Origin of the sequence: Flexibacter flexilis DSM 6793 (assembly GCF_900112255.1) — a bacterium.
GTDB lineage: Bacteria > Bacteroidota > Bacteroidia > Cytophagales > Flexibacteraceae > Flexibacter > Flexibacter flexilis.
The window spans coordinates 210,721-232,760 of the sequence record NZ_FOLE01000001.1; the positions used below are offsets into that span (position 1 = coordinate 210,721).

Consider the following 22,040-nt stretch of genomic DNA (forward strand, 5'->3'; position numbering starts at 1 on the left):
CTCGCCCTTACACTTTATCGCTCATTTGTATTTTTTGGGTATTTGGTTTAAAATTGCAACCATACATTTAGCTACTCAAAACATTGATAAACAAATGAAAACCAAATACTTGATTTCCGCTATTCTTATCTTTTTGGCTTTGCCAATACTGGCGCAAAAACGTCCTAAAATCGGGATTGCACTAAGTGGCGGCGGGGCGAAAGGATTGGCACATATTGGCCTGCTCAAAGCCATCGACTCGGCAGGTATTCGGGTGGATTATGTGGCGGGAACGAGTATGGGCGCGATTGTGGGCGGAATGTATGCGGCAGGTTATAGCGGTGCCGAAATTGAAAAATACGTTCGGCAAGTGAATTGGAACAGAATTTTGACCAACAAACCCGAATTTAGGCAACTGATTTTGCCCCAAAAACAAGAAAATGACAAGTTTCTGGACATTCCGCTGGTGAAAGGAAAATTATATTTCGGGAAAGGAATGTTAGAATCCAATGAGCTTTGGCTTACGCTCAGCCATTATTTTTTTCCTTACCTCACGCTCAGCGATTTTGATTCGTTGCCTCGCAAATTTCGATGTGTGGCCACCAATCTGGACAATGGCAGTGCTGTTGTGCTCAAAAATGGCAGTTTGGTAAAAGCCATTCGGGCGAGTATGGCTATTCCCTCGGTTTTTACGCCTGTCAAAATCGGGGAACATACGCTAATAGATGGCGGCCTTTCTCGCAATTTCCCCGTGTCCGAAGTGCGCGAAATGGGAGCTAATATCGTGATTGGCAGCTCCGTAACCAGTCCGCAGCTGGCCAGCGATGCCATCGACAATCCGTTTCAGATGATTTCCCAAATTGCATTTTATGGCGACAAGCGCGACTACGAAATACAAGTTCGTGCCTCTGATATTTTTGTAGATTACCCGATTGGACATTATTCGGCTGCAAGTTTTGGGTCTTCGGACGAAATTATCCGCATGGGCATTCGGCGCGGCGAAGAAATGTATCCTGTTTTCAAACGCCTAAAAGATTCCCTCGACCGCAGTTACGGCGCAGACGATACCGTAAAAATTTGCGCAAGAAAACAAGATAAAATATTGGTTTCCAGCTTTACATCCGAAGGACTCGACCCCGTAGAAGCGGCGTATTTTATGAAACGTCTTAATTTTCAGGAAAACCAAGAATACACGCCCGAATCACTGTCTGAGCATATCAGAACCGTATTTTCGACGGGGATTTTTCGGAAAATAAATTATGAACTAAGCAATAACCCCGACGGCAGTACGAACGTTTGTTTGGATTTTGAGCGCGAGCCGCCAACCATTATCAAAACAGGATTGAATTATAACACAGAAACAGGCATTGCGCTAAAAGTGGGACTCATGCGTTACGGATTGTTAGGGCCTTTTTCTGCTTCGTTTGCGGGCATTTCGTTGGGCGAAAACCCTCAAATGGCTTTGCGAAATGTTTATTTTTTCGACCGCGACCGCCGCTTGTACGTGGAGTCGTCCATTACGGGCGAACGAACCGAAATGTCTGTCTATAACAATAATTTGTCGAAAACAGGTTTGTACAATCAAAAGCACCTAAAAGCTGAAGTTAATTTATATAAAATTCTCAGCAGTAATTTGTTAGTGGGAATTGGGACGCGTTACGAATACCTCAAATATATTCCTATAATCCAAACACCACAAGAGGCAGAAGGCAAAATTAATTTTGTTAATTCCTACGCTGAACTCAAATACAACACGCTTGATGCAGCCTACAACCCGAATGCAGGAAGCATCGTGCAGGCGGAAGCTGGTGTAAATTTCAATCAAAACCCACAGTTTCGGTACAACGACGGCAACACGATTCTAACCGAAAAATCGCCTGCATTTAGTACCAAGCCTTATGTTACGTTTCGATACTATTCGGCGCATTATGTGCCCGTGTACAGCCACACGATTTTCCTAAAAGTCAATTCGGGGATTCATTTGGGGAATAAATTGCCGATGCTTAATTACTTTGCGGTGGGCGGCAATAATTTTGTGGCACGAAATCAGGTTATTTTTTCAGGTTTTCGCCTCAATTCCTTGTCGAGTGCGAGTGTGGTAGCAGCACAAATGGGCTATAAATACAAAATCGCGCCGAGTTGGTTTGTATCAGCGGGAGCAAGTTGGCTTTGGCACGATTTTGTAAATAATAACCTCGACATTCCCAGCCAAAAAAATGGAACAGCCATCGGCTTAGACCTCACGGTGGGATTTCGGTCGGTGATTGGGCCTATCGAAACGAGTTTCATCTACAACTCCATCAACGACAGGATAATCGCCTCTTTTAATGTGGGTTATTCTTTTAATTTTTCAAAATAAAAGTCGCCGTTAATTATCATTTATCCAGCTTTTTATTATTGCTCAGCTCCAAATATTTTACGGAAGCAATAGGCGAAATTTTAATAGATTTTTGGCCTTGAGTTAGATAAAAATAATACAAACTATTACTGGAAATCATCGAAATATTTTCACTTTCTCCAGAGTTAAATGTGATTTTATAATCAAAAGTTAGTGTATTATCTTTAATTTTATTGGCAATTTTATTTCCTCCACCAATACCAATTCCCATAAAAAAAGCAAAAATAACAATGGCAATGTATTTTAATAAAGTATTGGCTATTTTACTGTTTATTTCTTCGGCTGTAATCGTGTTATTTTCCGCAATTCCTATCAATTTTCTTACCCAAACTTTATCATGTCGTTTTGTTACTTTATTGATTATCAAATAAATAATTAAAATAACGATTAATAATCCTACAAAAACAATTGGATGTGATGCCAAATCCGCAACAGGGCTGATGAGTATGTCCATCACGGACGAATATTTTAAAATATTAATGCCTAATTGATAAAAAAATATGCTTTCTTTAAAAAGCCCCATTACGACCAAATACAAATAACCAAAAGGCAAATATTTTTGTAATTCTTCAGACATTTTCATACAAAAAAGCATTAAAACAAATGCACCTACACAAAATTGATGCGCAGGTGCATTTTTATCAATAATTTATTTTTTAAAAATGATTAGGCAGGCCATTGTACATCCGCAAAAGTATCGGCGATTTCGTCGAGTGTCGCCAAGATTTCGGCGGCATTTTCGGACTGCACAAGGCGCGTGCGATACGGCTTAAAATCAGGTACATTTTTAAAATAATTGCTGTAATGACGGCGCATTTCCAAAATGCCCAACACATCGCCTTTCCATTCCACCGAACGCGTCAGATGTTTGCGGCACACGGCCACACGAGCGGCCATATCTGGCGCGGGCAAATGCTCCCCTGTTGCAAAAAAATGTTTGATTTCGTTAAAAATCCAAGGATAGCCAATCGCCGCGCGGCCAATCATGATGCCGTCCACGCCGTAGCGGTTGCGATATTCCAACGCCTTTTCAGGAGAATCTATGTCACCATTCCCAAAAATCGGCATATTGATCGAAGGCATTTCTTTTACTTTAGCAATCAATTCCCAGTTAGCCGAACCCTTGTACATTTGGGCGCGCGTGCGCCCATGAATCGTAAGAGCCTGCACACCAACATCTTGCAAACGTTGTGCTGCTTCCATAATATTAATAGTGCTATCGTCCCAACCCAAACGCGTTTTGACGGTTACGGGTTTTTTGCAAATCTTCACGATTTCTTCCGTGATTTTCTGCATTTTCTCCAAGTCTTTGAGCAAGCCCGCGCCTGCGCCTTTGCAAGCCACATTTTTCACGGGACAACCGTAATTGATGTCCACCAATTCGGGGCCTGCCTCGTCGGCGATGCGAGCCGCCTCGCGCATTACATCCACTTTATCCCCAAAAATCTGAATCCCGATGGGGCGTTCGTACGGAAAAATATCGAGTTTCTGGAGACTTTTAGCCGCATCGCGGATAAGCCCTTCGGCAGAAATAAACTCCGTGTACATCAAGTCTGCGCCATTGTCTTTGCACACCGCACGAAACGGCGGATCGCTTACATCTTCCATCGGGGCGAGCAACAACGGGAACTCCCCTAATTCTATATTGCCAATTTTTACCATGTTCTTCATTGCAGATTTGCGCAAAATTACACAAAATCCGCGTTTTCTATGTCAGTATTTCGCCATCAACAACAAAGCCGCTCCCAAAATGGTGCGGCTTTGCAGAATTTAACTAAAGTGTATATGCAGTGAATTAGAAAGTAATTCCGAAACTAATAGGGTTCAGCTTGTCGGCTTTGCCGCTTTCAAACAAATTGTTGAGGTGGTAGTTTACGAAAAAGTCCACTTCTTTAATGCCCACCGTAGCACGCAAACCGTATTGCCAGTTGTTCAAATAAAAGTTGCTGTGGTCGCGGTCACGTTTTGTGTCACCTTCAAAGGAATATTTAATTTTGCTGTAGCTGTCCAAGCGATAGCCCACAAAACCACCTGCCCCAACTCTGAAATTCTTTTTCTTAATCTCGAAAGTTACAGGAACATTCAGGAAGCAAGTAGTTAGTTTACTTTTCTTGAAATTAATTGGATTGTTATCGGCATCTAATTTTTGGACAAAATCCACACTGCCGCTTCCTTTTTTGATCACATAATCATCTTGAAACATATAATTATTCCAAGCAACTTCCATTCCATAATTCAAACGAAGTGGGCTTTCTTTTCCGCCAATACGCGTACGATAACCCCAACGCAATGAGATATAGCGCGAACCTAACGGATTAAGATCATAACGTTTGTCGCTGGTTTTTTGGCTAAAAGTATTAAAACCTAAGTCAATATCAAACGTACTGCGCGTGCGACTTCTATGCGATTTCACATGAATAGTTGTATCCTTATTTACATCTCTTACGTTCACAGATATATTACCGTTATAGGATTTAATGTGAATGCGGGACACCTTTTCTTGTCCAAGCATAATCGTAAAGCTTGTGTCTTTCAAGGCTTTAGAGCCGTCTGTTTTTTGCTCATAAAGATTTTGGTTTTGATTCAGGGTAGAATCTACACGACGAACCAACGCGTTAAGGTCGTATTTGGTCAGGCTGGAGATATTGCCAGACTTGTCAGTTACCAACAACATTTTGTCTTTGTCGTTCACTTTCACGACGATCGTATCGCCAGTAGGTCGGGCATTAGAAGCCACAGCAGCCGAAAGGCTCAATACAGATAAAAGGGCGGAAGCAAATAGATTTTTCATTTTGATTGATGTTTTAATTTTTTTGAGATTTTATACAAAAGCCTGTCGGCCAATATTTTTTATAATTATTTCTGGATAAGAGCTACCAAACGTTGGCGTTGTTCGTCTATTTTTTCGCCTAAAGCCTCTTGCTCCTCCCCTAATTTGATACCTCGTACTTTTTGCCACAAGCGTCCCAAACGTGTTTGAGGTTTTTCGGCAGAAGCAATTTGTACTTTTTCTGGCCGAAGCTCTACCACAATCTCCCCGTCTGTGGGTAGTGGTGCTACTTGAGGCGTTTTTAATTCAGCTACCAAATTCTCTGTTTTTGAATTTGTTGCTACCGAATCCCAGTTGTTGGCTGTATCAGGTGAGGCCACCGCCAACATTTTTTCAGTTGGGTTTTGAATTGGCTGCGGAGGGCTGTTTTTTGTATTTTTTCTTTCGGCCAAATGCTCTGGCACTTGCGGAACTAATTGCTGTTTCAGGCGCATCGGCTGTACTTTGGCTGGCTTGCGTGGCGTTGGTGTAGTTTCGTTTTCTTTCACCGATTCAATCGCATTTCCTTGATTTTCAGGCAAATTCACGACCACCGTATCTTTTGCTATCGACGAAAGCGCGGCCATGTTGGCATTACCTACCTCATTTTGTTGGGAAGCAAACCACCAAATCCCGATGGCTAACGTCCCGACGGCGGCGGCAGAAGAAGCAGTGCGCCACCAAATCGCAGCTTTACGCTTGTCATTTTCGGCCAAATGATCTTCGAGCCTGTCCCAGAGTGCGGAAGGCGGCACGGCCTCATGCGATTGGAGTTTGTCTTTGAAAATTTTATCTATCTCTTTCATAATCAAAAGATTATTGGTTTTTATCGTGTTTTGTAATTTTGTTCGAGCATTGTTAATTTTTGTTGTAACAAAACTCTTGCGCGACTCAATTGCGATTTGGAGGTACTCTCCGTAATGCCGAGCATTTCGGCAATTTCTTTGTGGCTGTAGCCTTCCACCGCATAAAGGTTAAAAACCGTTCGAAACCCCGTAGGCAAATCTTGTACGAGTGCCAGCAACTCTTCGGCCTGAAAAGCCTCGTTTGGTGTGGCGTGTTCGGTGAGCGTTTCGGCCTCTAACTCACCCGTTTGCAGTTGCATATTTTTATGTTTCCGCAAATAACCTAAGGCTTCGTTTACCATGATGCGCCGAATCCAACCTTCAAAACTGCCTTTCGATTCGTAGCGGCTGATATGCTCAAACACTCTCATAAAACCTGTCATCAGCAAATCTTCGGCTTCAAAATTAGTATTGACGTAGCGCAAGCAAACGGCATACATTCGGCGCGAATATCGCTCATACACAATCCTTTGCGCCACGCGGTCGGCTTTTTGGCAACCCAGCACCAAGTCTTCGTCGGTCCATTCTTTGGGTTTGCGTGATATGCTAAAGGATAGTTTCATGTGTAAAGGGTGTTTCTATAATTGCTTTGTTTTGCGTTTCTGTCTGTAAGATGCCAAAAGCGGGGGGCAAGGTTGCATGGGCTACTAAAAAAAATTAAGATTTTTTTGAAAACAAAACCAACTAATTGATTTACAGTGTTTTATTTTTGCGAAATATTTAAAAAAATAAATTTCATTGGCTTTCAAATCATAGCACTTGAGTATGGCGTGTTTTTTGCGGAGGCTTTGTCTTTACATTTTCATTTAAAAACAATCTTTCCATGAAAAAAACATTATGTGCGCTGGGGCTGCTATTGGCAAGCTCTTGCTTAGCTACTGCCCAAACCGAAAAAGGAACAAAAGCCATCGGCGGCGGTTTCAATATTTCTACGAATAATTTTAAAGACAATAACAACTCCAACAGAAAATCAAAAGGCTTTGACTTGTCTATTTTACCTACTGCCGAATATTTTATAGCCAATAATTTATCCATTAAAGCACAATTAGGCGTTGGGTATAGCAAATACACGAACGAATACATGTCTTATTCGGCATATTCCACCAAAAACAAATCGAATAATTTATCTGCTGGGGCTTATGTCCGAAAATATATTCCTGTTATAGACAAAAAATTATTTGTCTTTGTGGATGCTGGTTTGAATTATGGGTACACCAAAAAGAATACCCAATACAATGACTCATATTTTGGCTCATACGAAACCGATGTAAAAATAAATCAGTATTCGGTGGGTGCATATTCGGGCATAGCCTATTTCATCTCTCCTAAATTCGGAATAGAAAGTTCTTTGCTGAAATTAGAATACTCACATAGCAATGATAAAACCACCAATACCAATACTCCCACGCCCGAAAATACTACTACCAGTACTTTGGGTTTAGGCTTGGTTTCGGGGCTGAACTTAACGCTCAAATACTACTTTAAGTAAGATATTTTTTCCAAAAAGGCTGATAGACGACAAGGAATCTATCAGCCTTTTTAGGCTACTATACAAAAGTATAGCAATTGATTGTAAGCATTTTAAATCAAAAATTCTTTTGAGAAGAGAATAATAAAGAACCTTCGCAGATGCGACTTTGTTAGGGAAATCAAACGATTATAACAATAACCTCAACAGACGTATGTCATTATTAGAAAATTTGAAATGGCGTTATGCCACCAAAAAATTTGATGCTACTAAAAAAGTATCGGAAGACGATGTAAATAAAATCGTAGAAGCGGCACGCCTCGCGCCTACTTCGTCGGGCTTGCAACAGTTCCGCGTAATTGTTGTTACAAACCAAGAATTAAAAGAAAAAATCGTTCCTATCGCTTGGGGACAACAAATCGTAGCCGACTGCTCGCACTTGTTGGTATTCGCAGCATGGGACAAATACACCGCCGAACGCATCGACGACGTGTTTAATGCCACAGTAGCCGAACGCCAAATTCCGTATGAGCAAGTAGCTGCTTACGTGGAGCGTTTGAAATCTATTTACTTGAACCAAAGCGCAGAAGAAAACTTCGTACATACGGCTCGTCAGGCGTATATCGGTTTTGGCTTGTCTATCGCACAAGCGGCTGAGTTAAAAGTAGATGCAACGCCAATGGAAGGATTTACTTCTACAGACCTTGACGCGCTTTTGGGCTTGGAAGCGAAAGGCTTGAAAAGTGTAACGATGTTGCCACTTGGTTACCGCGATGCGGCTAACGACTGGCTCGTAAACTTGAAAAAAGTACGTGTTTCTACCAACGATTTTGTGATTGAATATCGCTAATCTGCCTCGCTAATTTTGGGAGAAAAAACAAAAAGTCCTCAACTTTCAATGAAGATAGTTGAGGACTTTTTGTTTTAACTTATTTTGGTACTAATAACGCATTATTCTACGCCTCCGCCCAAAGCACGGTACAGTTCCGTAATGGCAATGAGTTTGTCGCGTTTGATGTTCACGGCTTCCAATTCATTTTGAAGAGCATTGTTTTGCGCTACAATTACTTCCAAATAAGTAGCCATGCCACCTTTATAAAGCAACAGCGCATCGGTTGCGGCCTTGTCGAGGCTTTGGCTTTTTTGCGCCACTAAAGCCAAGCGTTCGTCGGAATATTTGACTTGCGCGAGTGCGTTAGACACCTCTCCTACTGCCGTCATCATGGTTTGTTTGAATTGTACGGCAGATTTTTCTTGCTCAAGTTTCGCCACTTCATACGAAGTTTTGAGGTTACGATGTTGAAACAAAGGCTTGGTAAGATTTGCGCCAACCGTTTTAATAATTGACCCAGGAATATCAAACCAAGTATTGAGCTTGTAAGAGTTCAGACCAATGGAAGGCGTAAGGCTAAGCGTCGGGTACATGGCGGCTTTGGCCAAACCCGTGCGCGTGTTGGCAATCATCACCGCCAATTCGGCGGCTTTCACGTCGGGGCGGCGGCTCAACAGCGTTGCAGGAACACCCGAAGCCAAAGCAGGCGTTTGGGTGGCCGCGTCGGACAAACTGCCCGCGCGTGTAATGCTGTCGGGGTAGCCCCCGCACAAAATACTAAGTGCATTTTCCTGAATCGCAATATTTTGCAAAGCCAACGGCACTAACAATTCGGCGGTTTTCTTTTGGGCTTCGGCTTGCTGCACGGCCAAAGACGTAACTTGCGAAGCGGCAAATTGCAAACGCACCATTTCCAGCGTTTTATTGCTCAACTCAATGTTTTGTTTGGCTACTTTGAGTTGTTCGTCCAAGGCCATCAGGCCATAATAGGCTTGCGCCACTTGCACCACAATACGCGTTTTGAGCACCGAAAGATTTTCTTTTTGTGCAAAATAACTGGCTTGTGCTACGGCTTTTTGCTTTTTGACTTTGCCCCAAATATCAGCTTCCCACGAAAGGCGCAGCGTTGCGCTATAATCGTCGAGATAGTCCGAACCAGCAAATTGTTTACTCAACGAACCGTTCAGGGAGTTTTCGGAGAAATATGTCCGCGTTGCACCCACCGACAAATCCAGCGTAGGCAACAAACCTAATTTGGCTTGTTTGTAGGAAAGTTCTAATTGCTGCATGTTGAGCAAAGCCACGCTCACTTCTGAGTTTTTGGCCAATGCCTTTTCGATAAGACTCACCAGTTGTGGGTCTTTGTAGAAAGTTCGCCAAGGCAAAAGCACCGTATCCGATGCCAGTTGCCCTGCCGCATTGCGGAACTGCTGGGGCGTTTCCGTGTTCGGGCGGCTGTATTTTGGCCCCACCGAACAAGCAAAAGACAAAAGCCCCATTCCTGCGAAAAGAAAAATATTATTTTTAGAAAATTTCATTCTGTTGATTTAGTTAAGCGTTGGGGGCGTTTGTGGTTCGCCCGAAACTTTTTCTTGCAAAAACTGGAACAGCATATAGAGCAACGGAATCACAAAAATACCGAGCACTACCCCCGAAAGCATGCCGAAAGCCGCACCAATACTAATGGATTTGTTGCCGACCGCCGAGCCGCCCGTGGCCATCATGAGCGGAATCATGCCCACGATAAAGGCCAACGATGTCATGACGATAGGACGCAAACGCGCTTTTGCGCCGTCTAAGGCTGCTTCTTTGATAGAAAGCCCCGCTTTGCGGCGTTGTACGGCAAATTCCACAATCAAAATCGCGTTTTTGGCCAACAAACCCACCAACATAATCAAGCCGACTTGTACGTAAATGTTGTTGTCCAAACCCGCCGACTGAATGCCCCAAAATGCTCCCACAAAACCCGTCGGGATAGAAAGCAATACGGCCAAAGGCAACAAATAACTTTCGTATTGGGCGGCCAGCAAGAAGTACACGAACAACATACACAAAGCCAAAATAACAGTGGTTTGGTTGCCTGCGGATTTTTCTTCCAAACTAAGCCCCGTCCATTCGTAACCGTAGTCGGAAGGCAGATTATTGAGGACGTTTTTCTCCAAATTGTCCATAATCGCGCCGCTACTGAACCCTGGCAAAGCCACGACGCTAATATTCACGGCATTGAACAAGTTGTAACGCGTAACCGATTCGGGGCCATACACTCTATGCAACGAAACCATTGATTTGACAGGAACCATCATGTTTTGGTCATTGCGCACAAATATTTCGTTGAAGGCCTCTTCGTCGGTACGGAAAACGCCGTCGGCTTTCACGGCCACACGGTAGAATTTACCAAATCGCGTAAAGTTAAGTGTCTGGTCTCCTGCAAAATACGTTTGTACCGCACGCAACATCGCGCTTACACTCACGCCCATTTGTTTGGCTTTGTCCTCGTCCACTTCCAACTCAAATTGCGGATAGTCGGCTCTAAACATCGTGTAGGCATACATAACACCCGGTTGTTGCATAATTTGCCCCATCACACGGTCGGCCATTTGCTTGAGTTCGGCGGGCGTTTTACCGCTTTTGTCTTGCAACACGATTTCCGCGCCACCCGAAATGCTATAACCTTCCACTGGCGGCATACGCAAAGCCATAATCGAACCTTCTTTGATGGTGGCTAATTTACCCGAAATAATCCCCAAAATCTGGTCGATGTCTTTGACTGCGCCGCGTTCTTTAGGGCTTTTTAGTTTGATAAAACCCACACCATACGCAGGGCTTGCGCTATTGGTCAAGATGTTAAAACCTGTGATGTTGGCGCAAGTCTGGATTGCTTCCACGTCTTTAAGCAAAGTATCTATTTTTCTTGCAACCGCGTTAGTTCTATCCAAAGCTGTACCTGGAGGCATACTCAAACTATATACAATCAAGTTGTCGTCTTCCATTGGCACAAAACTTTTTGGCGTGCGCATCATCAACCAACCCGCAACGCCCATAATGGCCACCACCAACGCAAAGCCCAACCATTTTTTGTTAGCCAAAAAGCGAACGCCATTGATGTACTTGTCCGTCAGGCTATTAAAACCTGTATTGAAAGCCATAAAAAAGCGTTTTTTGAAACCCACGTTATGCGGTTTGTCGTGCGCGTCGTGGCCTGCGTGGTTATTTTTCAATAACAAAGCACACAAAGCAGGCGTAAGCGTAAGGGCATTCAAGGCCGAAATAATGATGGCAATGGCCAGCGTGTAAGCAAATTGTTTGTAGAACAAGCCCGAAGAACCCGTCATAAAACCAATTGGGATAAATACCGCCGACATCACCAACGTAATGGAAATAACAGCTCCCGTAATTTCGCTCATGGCACTGTGCGTAGCTTCGCGGCCCGACATATCCGAACCTTCCATTTTACTGTGCACAGCTTCCACCACCACAATGGCATCATCCACCACAATCCCGATAGCCAACACCAACGCAAACAGCGTCAGGATGTTAATCGTAAAGCCGAAAACCAACAAGAAAAAGAACGTGCCAATAATGGCCACAGGAACGGCAACGGCGGGAATAATCGTTGAGCGAAAATCTTGCAAAAACAAGAACACCACGATAAACACCAACAAGAAAGCCTCCACCAACGTAGATTTTACTTGGCCGATGGCCTCGTCCAAACGTTCTTTGGTACTCACCAAGTTTTCGTATTTAATACCCGGAGGGAACGACTTCGCCGCACGCAACAATTGTTCGTTTACCCCGATTTCAATATCGTTGGCGTTAGAACCTGTGGTTTGGAAAATGGCTACCGTAACAGCGTTGTGGCCGTTGGCCGTCGTGTTACCGCTATAATTGATAGAACCAAATTCAATACGTGCTACGTCTTTGAGGCGAATCAGGTTTGCGCCGTCGGCTTTCACCACGATATTTTCGTATTGCTCAGGCTTATTTTTCTTGCCTTTGTAACGAATCACGTATTCGAGTGCCGCGTGCGATTCTTGCCCCAACTTACCCGGTGCGGCTTCAAGGCTTTGGTCTGAAATAGCTTGCATTACGTCTTGAGGGACAAGCGAATAACTGGCCATTTTCTCAGGGTTAAGCCAAACACGCATCGAATAATCCTTTGAACCAAACACAAGGGCTTGGCCTACGCCTTGCACGCGTTTGATTTGCGGAATCAGGTTGATGTTTACATAATTTTGTAAGAAAAGCTCATCGTATTTGTTGTTGTCTTCTGCGTACACATCAAACACCACAATCATACTATTTTGTTGTTTGGACGTGGTAAGCCCCATACTGATTACCTCTTGCGGCAAAATACTGGTAGCTTGTTGCACGCGGTTCTGAACGTTTACGGCGGCTTGGTCTGGGTTTACCCCTTGTTTGAAAATAACCGAAATCGAAAAACTACCGTCGTTGCTGGCTGTAGATTTGATATATTGCATATCCTCTACCCCATTGATTTGCTCTTCGAGTGGCGTTACTACCGAACGAATAACGGCCTCACTGTTGCCACCTGGGTAGCTGCCCGCAACCATGACGGTCGGCGGCGAAATATCAGGAAAGCGAGTGACGGGCAAACGCAACAATCCGATGACGCCCAGAATGACCAACACGATAGAAATCACAGTGGCCATTACGGGTCTGTCTATAATACCTTTTAACATACCGAAAAATTCTTTTGATGATTTATTTTATTGATTTACAGGTTTTTGACGCGTAATTTTTGGCACAACCTTCATGCCTTCGTTGAGGGCATCTATACTATTAAGGGCGATTTTTTCGCCTGCTTTCAGGCCGCCACTTACCACATAATCATTGGCTGCCGAGCCGCTAATTTCAAGCGGACGCATCGAAACCTTGTTGCTGTCGCCGAGTACAAACACAAAATGTCTGTCCTGAATGTCTTTGACACTGGCCATCGGCACAGCAAGCGAATTGTCCAAGCTCTTGCTCAAAACCACACGCGCCGAACCTCCCGAACGCAACAATTTATCAGGATTCGGGAACACAGCTTTGAAGGCAATGCTACCCGTTTGGCGGTCAATGTTACCGCTGGCCGTCTCTAACTGGCCATCGTGTTTGTATTGGCTTCCGTCGGCCAGTACAAGTTGCACATTACCAGCTTTTTTCTCTTTCATAAAAGAAATATAGTCAGCTTCGCTCATGGAGAAATACACGAAAACATTGCTAATGTCGGAAAGTGTTGTTAGCGGTGTCATATCCGCGGGCGTAACCAAATTGCCGATACGGTTCGGGATTCGGCCAATATAGCCGCTTACTGGTGCTTTGATTAGCGCAAAACCCGCATTGATGCGCGAGGAGTTAAGTCCCGCTTTGGCTTGTGCCACTTGCGCGGTAGCTGCTTCGTAGTTGGCTTGTGCGGTTTTGAGTTGCACTTCCGAAACGACTTTGCCTTCTACCAATGGTTTGATTTTTTCAAGCTCGATTTGCGCCGATTCTTGCGCGGCCAAAGCAGCTTTCAAAGAAGCCTGACTGTTAGAGACTTGTGCATCATATACATCGCTTTTAATACGGAACAACGATGCGCCTTTTTGCACAAAATCACCTTCTTTTACATAAATCTGGTCTAAATATCCCGTTACCTGCGCTTTGATGGCCACATTTACGCTGCCTTCTATTTGGCCTGGGTATTTTTTCTGAATAACAGAAGTAGTCGGAACAACTTCAAGGAAATCGGCATTAACTGCTTGAGCAGGAGGCATTTGCTGCGGAGCAGATCCACACGCACCTAACATAGCGGACACAGCCAAAAACACGAATCCATTTAATAGGGTTTTCGTTTGCAAGTTAAAATTTGTCATTTTTTTTAGAAAAATCATTTAGTATAAAAGCAAAAAAGCTGTTTTTAACTCAAATTAAGATATAAAAACAGCAACTTATAATATATCATTCACACGTTTGTCAGCAAAACGTATTCAATAATATATCCAAAAAGTAAGTGTATGGTAGTAGTGTTATTCCGATGCAATTCCAACTTTTTTCGACGTTAAAAAGTTTCTATACGCATTAAAAATAAGCTAACTATTTTTAAAAGTAATTTATAATTCTTTAATAAAGAAGGCATTATATTAAAGAAAGCATCAGTAATTTTATTGATTTACTTTAAAACAATACGTTAAAAAAGCTTCGCTAATATTTGATTTATATATGTTATAAAGACGCTGAAAAGAGACTGATTGACTAGGGGGTATTTGCCCGTATTAAGTTCAAGGGAGCAAATACCCCAATTAGCTTTTTATTTAAACAGCTATAAAAATTTCCACTTCCGAGTTTTCTCCATTTTGGGATTTAGCCCCGTATACTTCAAAATCATAAGTATATTTTCGTCCTAAAACACTGTCTTTTCCCCAAATCTCAATCCAAGTATTAACGACAGCTTGCGGCATTGCACCTTTAGCCACAAACACTTGAAATTTTTCCGCTGGAAAATGACGACCAACCAACCCTTCTGGCACATGGTCAAGGCTCGAAACCTTCATGCCCAAAACGGTCGTATATGCTCCCCTATAATCGCTTTCATAGTCCGTATAAATAGACAAAATTTCGTCTGAAACCTTGTTAGGGATTTGCGCCATGATATTTTGGCTAAAAAATGTTTCCCAAAGTTTGCCCAAATCCTGCGCCGCTTGTTGGTTGGCGTTGGTTGTGCGCACCGCAATCCCTATTACATTAAATCCGTTCATTATATATTTTTGGTTAATTGATAATCAAATCAGCTTTGCGCAGCCCTAAAGCGTTTTGGGATTTTCAACAAGAATATCAAACCCAACACAAAAAACACCGTCAGAGCAATGATGCTATTGCGCATACTGCCAGTTACTTGTGCGATAAGGCCATACGACAGCGTTCCCAACACGATTGAGCCTTTTTCTACGATATCATAAAAACTAAAATAAGAGGCTGTGTCGTGCGTGTCGGCGGGCAAAAGTTTCGAGTACGTCGAGCGCGACAGTGCTTGAATCCCGCCCATTACCAAACCAACCAACGCCGCCAACAGATAAAATTCATTTTCAGTATGTACGAAGTACGCCCCTATACAAATCCCTATCCAAATGACCACGCCCACAATCAGCGCACGCGCGTTCCCATACCGACCCGACAGCCACGAAAACCCAGAAGCCCCCGCAATGGCCACTAATTGTAATATCAAAATTGTACCTATCAGCGAACCAGCAGGCAATTTCAGTTCCTTGTCCCCGAAAATCGTAGCCACGTACATCACCGTTTGAACACCCATATTGTAGAAGAAAAACGCCAACAAAAAACGTTTGAGCAACGGCAAGCCGCTTACTTCGCCCCACACTTTCTTTAGTTCCCGAAACCCATTGAGTAGCCAACTTTTGTCCCCGCTACGCGCCTCACGGCTCTTGTGCGGCAAGTGATAAAACGTGTATTGTGCAAACACAAACCACCACACACCCGTACACAAAAACGAAATGCGCGAAGCCATGCCACTCGAAATGTTGCCAAACCATTCGGGTTTCAGAATCGGCAAAATATTGAGCACTAACAAAATAACACTTCCGATATAGCCCAACGAAAACCCCCGCGCACTCAATGCGTCGTAGCGGTCTTCCGTGGCGATGTCGGGCAAGTACGAATTATAAAAAACGATACTGCCGCTATATCCGACCGTCGCCAACACAAAAGCCAACACCGACCAGTTGAGCGTGTCTGCCGTGAAAAAATACAGCAACGCGCAAGAGACCGAACCCAAATAACAGAAGAATTGCATAAAGGCTTTTTTGCGTCCGCTATAATCGGCAATCGCCGTCAGGAACGGACTGGCCAACGCAGCCAACAAAAACGAAGCCGAAATCGCAAACGAAAACAAGGCACTGGCATTCACTTCCAAGCCCCAGAAATTCACGTTGTTGGAGCCGTCGGCCTGCGTCGTTACAGCCCCATAATACACGGGAAAAATCGTAGAAGTAATCACCAGCGAGTACACCGAGTTAGCCCAGTCGTACATACACCACGCATTCGTAATGGTTGGGTTATTTTTTTGCATAAATGGTTTAATAGATATTTTCGAATCAATAGTATGATTAAATTTTAAAAGTTTTTGCTTTTGGGTGGCCAAACATAAATTAAAATACAAATCTATTATAAAAAATTATCTGTTAAAGATTAAACAGGCAAAGAAAAAACAAATAATCTTGGTAATAAGGTTTATCTTAATTGTAATAGTGTGAAAATATTTTACTTTAATTTTTGTCAATCATTTTAGTAAAAAGCACAATCTCCATCCCCATCTTGAAAAGATAAATCATTAATAGAGTCGAAGTTTTTAGAAATAAGATACGGTTTTTTTATTTCTTTATGAAATAAAAATGGTGTCTTCATTTGATTAAATACGGAAACTAATTCTTTATTAAAAATAGTTATCATATTTAATTTTAAATCTATCATTTTATTAATCAAAAATTTGCATGCTATTTCGTTGTAATTTTCTTCAAAAAAAGCGTAAGGAACCGTTAAGTTATTTCCTCTAACGCAAGTCATCATAATTCCTATCATATTATTTTTAGAATCATAAAACTTTATTATTTGATAAAAAAAACAAGTATCAAGGGAAGAAAAATAATAACGAGAGCTATTAAAGTCTGTATTTGCTCCTTCAATAATCCATGGATTTTTTATAATCCAATTAATATCTTCAACGCCTCTTTGTGTCCAATGTTTAATTTTATATGAATCAATAAAATTAGAGGAACTACTATCAATTTCATGCAAATACTCATACCTAATATTATCTAATTTGTATTTTACAAAAAACAACAATCTTATGCCGTTAAAAAAATTGAGTGTTCCGTCAATAGCTTTTAATAAAATGGTTGCTTTTTTAAAATAATCACTCTTTGGTGGTAGTATTTCTGTTAAATTAAATCGCAAATATCCTCTATATCCATTTTTATAAATGGTGGGTTTAAATATTTTAGTTTTTTGATAAACAGGCTCCAACCAGGGTACAATATTGGTAATAAAAACATTCATTTTGCAGGCTCTTATTGACCTTAGAAACAAATTAGCTGCCACATTTTTAGATTTATATTCATCATCAACCCAGAAGCAAGAAAACCAATATATCTTTTCTTGTTTTCCTTGAACATGAACATAATCAGGTAGCATCCCCATATAACCAACTACTTTATTGCCATCAAACTGAACAATAAGAAGTATATCATCGTCAGATGCTCTGGGATTATTGATTTGAGATATAGCTCTATGCCTACTTATCGGAAGATTGGATAGATTTAGAAATATTTCTGAATTAATAAATTCAAAAAGGGCTTTCTTATTATATGATTTTACTTCCATAATTATCTTTTTAAAACATTCTTATTGACCAACATTTTTAAAATATAATACCAATATTCTCCATAAACAATTTGCTTTGCAGAAAATTGTTCTATTTCTATGGGGATTCTTTGAATATTCAAATTACAAATGTCTTTTTTTAAGCCTGAGCAACCAAATGTAATATCTGCTATTGAGTGTGAAGTGTCAAATATAGTATCAAAAAAATCCTTTTTTACGCCTACATCAGAAAATGGAAATGAAAATAATCTCTGCTGAATATTAAATGACTCAGATATATCATTTACACTTATTTTTGTTTGCCTGATTTGTTCTGCTTGATCTAATTGAGAATATAAAGGATGGTCGATACTATGTGCACCAAATTCAAATCCTTTATTTCTTAACTCTTGAATTTGATTACTCGACAAATAAGGTTTTTGAGTGTTCAAATAGTCGCTAAAATCAAGTGCTAAGATATTGGCACAATCATCCAATAACGAACGTTTTGCATAATCTATGGATAGAATTGCTTGCGTGTTATCTCTAATTAAAATAGAATTATCGACAAATATTTTTCTAATTTCTTTTTCTTGAGTAAGACTTAATGGTTTATTGATGATTTTATCTATTAATAAACTTGCTTTGTACCTAAAAAATAAGTCTTTATTATCTATAAATGCAGAATTTAAAAAACATATTGCAGGAACTCCTTTTCTCTGAAGAATTGGAGCTATAACATCATAAAACTGACTTAAACCGTCGTCAAATGTTAATAAAAAAATATTTTTCTTAGGAAATTTACCACTTTTAGCAAGCTTAAAAAAAACATCCAATTCAACAGGATTATAATTTTTGAGAAAAAAATCTAAATCTTTTTCAAATGCTTTTGTACTCCTAACAGGATATAAATGTTTAATATGAGCAACATTATCATCGGAGATTAAATGATAAAAAGGGAATATTGCTTTTTGGCCAGTTACGCTTGCTAATAAACGAATCGGTATTGCTGTAGCGATAAAAGAGATCTTGTAGATTGTAGATTTCATGTAGGCAAAGTACTAAAAAATAAATGTATTGGTACTATTTTAGAAAGAATTTTTAAGCGTTTCTATTATGTTTACACATATAATCTGCTTAATAATTATGGATAGTCAAGTGAAACAGTAGCGATATTTTAATTTTATTGTCTCACAACTTATAGGAAATTACTACGTGCATTTCTTCAAGCAATACTAATTTTTATTTTCGTATTATCTATCAGATTTCCAGTATTTTATACATTTAATATCATCCTCAAAAACAACTTTGTCCAACAATGCACCTTTTACCTTCCCGCATTTATTTTTTCTTTAAAATATGTGTAAACTAAAAAGCCGATGAAGTTCACAACAAACTTCATCGGCTTTACTATTCGAATAAAATTGTATTACTTTTTAGGGAAATAAGCTCCTTTAGCGGCTTGCAAGGTATTGTAAAGCAGGCCTGCGATGGTCATAAGTCCCACGCCACCAGGTACGGGCGTAATAAAACTTGTTTTAGGCGCGACCTCTCCGAAAGCTACATCGCCTTTGATGGCAAAGCCCGACTTTTTGGAAGCATCAGCCACGCGCGTAATACCTACATCAATGACGATAGCCCCTTCTTTGACCATATCTTCTTTCACAAACTCAGGAATCCCCAGTGCAGCGATAAGAATGTCGGCGCGGCGCGTGTGTTCGGCTAAGTTTTGGGTTTTGCTGTGGCAAAGTGTAACAGTGCAGTTGCCTACTTTGGCGTTGCGTGCCATCAGAATACTCATCGGCGAGCCTACAATCGCACTACGCCCCAACACAACGCAATGTTTGCCCTCTGTGGCAATGCCGTAGTGTTCCAACATCAACAGAATGCCCAAAGGTGTCGCGGAAATGTACGCAGGAAGATTCTTGTTCATGCGCCCTACGTTGATGGGATGAAAACCGTCCACGTCTTTGGCTGGCGAAATCGTCTCGGTTACCTTATCTACCGAAATATGCTTAGGTAGTGGCATTTGCACGATTAGCCCGTCGATGTCGGCATCTTGATTTATTTCTTCTATTTTGGCTAAAAGCTCGGCTTCTGATACCTCAGCATCGAAGCGAATCAGCGAAGAACCAAACCCGATTTGCTGGCAGTGTTTCACTTTGCTGGCAACGTAGGTTTCGCTTGCGCCGTCTGTTCCTACCAATATAGCGGCCAAGTGTGGAACTTTGTGGCCTTGTGCTTTGCGTTGGGCTACTTCGGCGGCGATGTTGTCGAGAATCGCCTTGGAGGTAATTTTACCGTCTAACAGTGTCATAAAACAGAAGAATGTGTACAAGTATAAATTTCTTGGCCGCGAAATTATCAAAATCCGCTGCACTTACACGGCTCTGCGCCAGAAAAATATATCCGAACTTAGTTTTACCCCCATTACTCAACAAAAATACGCTTGCCATCTTATTTCTTTACCTATCCAAGTGCTTTACAGTGCAGAGGAGAGGGTTAGTAATTTGCCTTAAAACAACATTAGAATATGCAACTTTCTAGAAAATCTTCATTACTTCTGCAACTGATGGCATCAAAAAAGCCCTGATATACCCGCATTTTTGAAATATGACAATAAAAAAGAGACTGATTTTGTGATCAATCAATCCCTCTTTATAGGAAAAATAAACGTTAAAACTTACCGCTGTCTTCTTCTTTTACGGGTTTTACATCCAATGAAATACGGTTAGGTTGGTTGGCAATTTGCCAAGCTGTATAAAAAACCAAGCGTGAAATTTTTTCCATTTTCCCGAATAAAATCTTGCTGATTTCATCGGTTTCTTTGTGATAATCTTCATGTACACCATTGAAATAAAATATCACAGGCACATTATTTTTCGCAAAATTATAATGATCCGAACGGTAATAATAACGATTCGGGTCTTTTTCGTCGTTGTAAGTATAATCCAGCGTTAAATTTGTATAAGTTTTATTGGCGTTTTCGCTTAATTGATGCAACTCTTTAGACAATTTGTCTGAGCCAATCAAATAAATATAATTTTCGTTGGTTTTGTGTGCGTCATCAAGTCGGCCAATCATGTCAATGTTGAGGTTTGCCACTGTATTTTTGAGCGGAAACACAGGATTTTGGGTATAATAATCTGAGCCAAGCAAGCCTTTTTCTTCGCCTGTTACGGTCATAAACAAAATGCTGCGGCGCGGGCTTTTACCCTCTTTTTTGGCTTTGACAAAGGCTTCTGCGATTTCCATTACGGCCACCGTGCCAGAGCCGTCGTCATCTGCTCCATTAAACACTTTATTACCTTCCTTGCCAATGTGGTCGTAGTGGGCAGTTACTACCAGAAGTTCATCTTTTTTGTCCGTTCCTTCCAGATAACCCAACACATTTTCCGTCCCGACAGGCTCAATAATGCGTTGTGCTTTAAAGGATACTTCGTTGATAGCCACCGCGATACCTTCTATTTTTTTGCGTCCGCGCTTCACGGGATCAAGGCTCACAGTTTCCGAAATTTTGGAAAGTTTGGCCTCTGTCGTGCCAAGCATTTCGGCGGCCATTGCAGGCGAAATAAAGAAAACACCTTCCTCTTCGAGCGGTTTGCCTTGTAGCGATAATGTTGGCGTTTCGATAGAATGCTTGTACTGAATCATCATTTTCAAAAACTCCTCGTTGGTGTGTTTGGGAACGATAAAACAAGTACGTGCGCCGCGTTCGCGGGCAGCTGCTACTTTTTTGCGCCAATTATTTGCCCATTCGGAGGGCTCGCGCTTGCCCGTTACCGAAGATGTGCCGTCGGCGGCGGCGGGTTCGCCTCCCCAAATCACAACAGCGTGGTTGGTGGGCGAAATGGCCAGATAATCCGAGTAGTTTTCCGAGTCAATGCCATAGCCCACAAACATGACTTCTTCGGTTTTGGTGTCAGGAATATTGAAATTGCCCATCGGGAAAAAATCCTGCAACATTTCCTTTTTCTTGCCTTTTATCCAAATGGCACAATCGCCCCAACTGCGGCGTTCGAGGTTAAATTTTTGGTAAAAACTCTTGCCGTTGGGAGTATTTACGGGAGCTGCAAGCCCCATGGCTGCGAATTGTTTGGAAATATAATCGGCGGCTAACTTTTGGCCTTTTTCGCCAGTTTCGCGCCCTTCGAGGCTATCAGAAGCAATGATTGTCAGGTGCTTGGTCAAATCAGCAACCGTAATCGTATTGGCGTATTTGGTGGCAACTGCATCAGGTGTTTGTTGCGCAAAAACATTTGTCCAACCAACAGAAGCCAAGGCAAAGGCGCAAAGGTTGATATATTTTTTATTCATATTCTTGAAACTACTTTAGCCAAAGTTACGAGAAT

At 41.6% G+C, this 22,040-nt stretch carries 17 protein-coding genes; 3 read left to right on the forward strand and 14 right to left on the reverse strand.

Translation table 11 applies throughout. The features are described from left to right. Positions 1-94 precede the first annotated feature (94 nt). Positions 95-2,338 carry a patatin-like phospholipase family protein gene (locus tag BM090_RS00840; RefSeq protein WP_177199799.1) on the forward strand — a complete coding sequence of 748 codons (2,244 nt, stop codon included), beginning with the start codon at positions 95-97 and terminating at the stop codon, positions 2,336-2,338. A 16-nt stretch (positions 2,339-2,354) separates the two neighbouring features. Here the strand turns inward: BM090_RS00840 and BM090_RS00845 are convergent, their stop codons facing one another. The 5 genes from BM090_RS00845 to BM090_RS00865 all read right to left on the reverse strand — a co-directional run bounded on the left by BM090_RS00845 (position 2,355) and on the right by BM090_RS00865 (position 6,594). Further along, on the reverse strand, positions 2,355-2,954 hold the full coding sequence (locus BM090_RS00845; protein WP_143083829.1) for a hypothetical protein: 600 nt from the start codon (positions 2,952-2,954) through the stop codon (positions 2,355-2,357). A gap of 89 nt (positions 2,955-3,043) precedes the next feature. Then, positions 3,044-4,039: a tRNA dihydrouridine synthase DusB gene (gene dusB, locus BM090_RS00850; RefSeq protein ID WP_091505847.1), complete on the reverse strand. Its 996-nt coding sequence runs from the start codon at positions 4,037-4,039 to the stop codon at positions 3,044-3,046. A 133-nt stretch (positions 4,040-4,172) separates the two neighbouring features. Then, positions 4,173-5,168, reverse strand: coding sequence for an outer membrane beta-barrel protein (locus BM090_RS00855; protein ID WP_091505850.1), 996 nt, complete (start codon positions 5,166-5,168; stop codon positions 4,173-4,175). A gap of 65 nt (positions 5,169-5,233) precedes the next feature. Next, positions 5,234-5,992 carry a hypothetical protein gene (locus tag BM090_RS00860; protein WP_091505852.1) on the reverse strand — a complete coding sequence of 253 codons (759 nt, stop codon included), beginning with the start codon at positions 5,990-5,992 and terminating at the stop codon, positions 5,234-5,236. A 20-nt stretch (positions 5,993-6,012) separates the two neighbouring features. Next, positions 6,013-6,594 (reverse strand): RNA polymerase sigma factor, encoded by a 582-nt coding sequence (locus BM090_RS00865; protein ID WP_091505854.1) that lies wholly within the window; start codon positions 6,592-6,594, stop codon positions 6,013-6,015. Between the two features lie 260 nt (positions 6,595-6,854). Here BM090_RS00865 and BM090_RS00870 point away from each other — a divergent pair, with 260 nt between their 5' ends. Further along, complete coding sequence (locus tag BM090_RS00870; RefSeq protein ID WP_091505857.1) at positions 6,855-7,520, forward strand: outer membrane beta-barrel protein; 666 nt, start codon at positions 6,855-6,857, stop codon at positions 7,518-7,520. 193 nt (positions 7,521-7,713) lie between these two features. Continuing rightward, positions 7,714-8,349: an NAD(P)H-dependent oxidoreductase gene (locus tag BM090_RS00875; RefSeq protein WP_091505861.1), complete on the forward strand. Its 636-nt coding sequence runs from the start codon at positions 7,714-7,716 to the stop codon at positions 8,347-8,349. Positions 8,350-8,450: 101 nt separating this feature from the next. On the opposite strand, the gene BM090_RS00880 is transcribed toward BM090_RS00875, so the two are convergent. From BM090_RS00880 to BM090_RS00920, 9 genes are all read right to left on the reverse strand, one after another. Then, positions 8,451-9,869, reverse strand: a complete 1,419-nt coding sequence (locus BM090_RS00880; protein WP_091505864.1) for an efflux transporter outer membrane subunit — start codon at positions 9,867-9,869, stop codon at positions 8,451-8,453. A gap of 9 nt (positions 9,870-9,878) precedes the next feature. Then, positions 9,879-13,031: an efflux RND transporter permease subunit gene (locus tag BM090_RS00885; protein ID WP_091505867.1), complete on the reverse strand. Its 3,153-nt coding sequence runs from the start codon at positions 13,029-13,031 to the stop codon at positions 9,879-9,881. 27 nt (positions 13,032-13,058) lie between these two features. After that, positions 13,059-14,189 carry an efflux RND transporter periplasmic adaptor subunit gene (locus BM090_RS00890; RefSeq protein WP_091507749.1) on the reverse strand — a complete coding sequence of 377 codons (1,131 nt, stop codon included), beginning with the start codon at positions 14,187-14,189 and terminating at the stop codon, positions 13,059-13,061. 438 nt (positions 14,190-14,627) lie between these two features. Beyond that, positions 14,628-15,071, reverse strand: a complete 444-nt coding sequence (locus BM090_RS00895; RefSeq protein ID WP_091505869.1) for a GyrI-like domain-containing protein — start codon at positions 15,069-15,071, stop codon at positions 14,628-14,630. Between the two features lie 29 nt (positions 15,072-15,100). Further along, on the reverse strand, positions 15,101-16,399 hold the full coding sequence (locus BM090_RS00900; protein ID WP_091507753.1) for an MFS transporter: 1,299 nt from the start codon (positions 16,397-16,399) through the stop codon (positions 15,101-15,103). Between the two features lie 215 nt (positions 16,400-16,614). After that, complete coding sequence (locus tag BM090_RS00905; protein WP_091505871.1) at positions 16,615-17,709, reverse strand: hypothetical protein; 1,095 nt, start codon at positions 17,707-17,709, stop codon at positions 16,615-16,617. A 2-nt stretch (positions 17,710-17,711) separates the two neighbouring features. Next, the gene (locus BM090_RS00910; protein ID WP_091505874.1) at positions 17,712-18,737 is read right to left on the reverse strand and encodes a polysaccharide deacetylase family protein; all 1,026 of its coding nucleotides are present in this window, start codon (positions 18,735-18,737) and stop codon (positions 17,712-17,714) included. A gap of 380 nt (positions 18,738-19,117) precedes the next feature. After that, positions 19,118-20,005, reverse strand: a complete 888-nt coding sequence (locus BM090_RS00915; RefSeq protein ID WP_091505876.1) for a bifunctional 5,10-methylenetetrahydrofolate dehydrogenase/5,10-methenyltetrahydrofolate cyclohydrolase — start codon at positions 20,003-20,005, stop codon at positions 19,118-19,120. Between the two features lie 359 nt (positions 20,006-20,364). Then, complete coding sequence (locus BM090_RS00920; protein WP_091505879.1) at positions 20,365-22,005, reverse strand: M28 family peptidase; 1,641 nt, start codon at positions 22,003-22,005, stop codon at positions 20,365-20,367. Positions 22,006-22,040 lie beyond the last annotated feature (35 nt).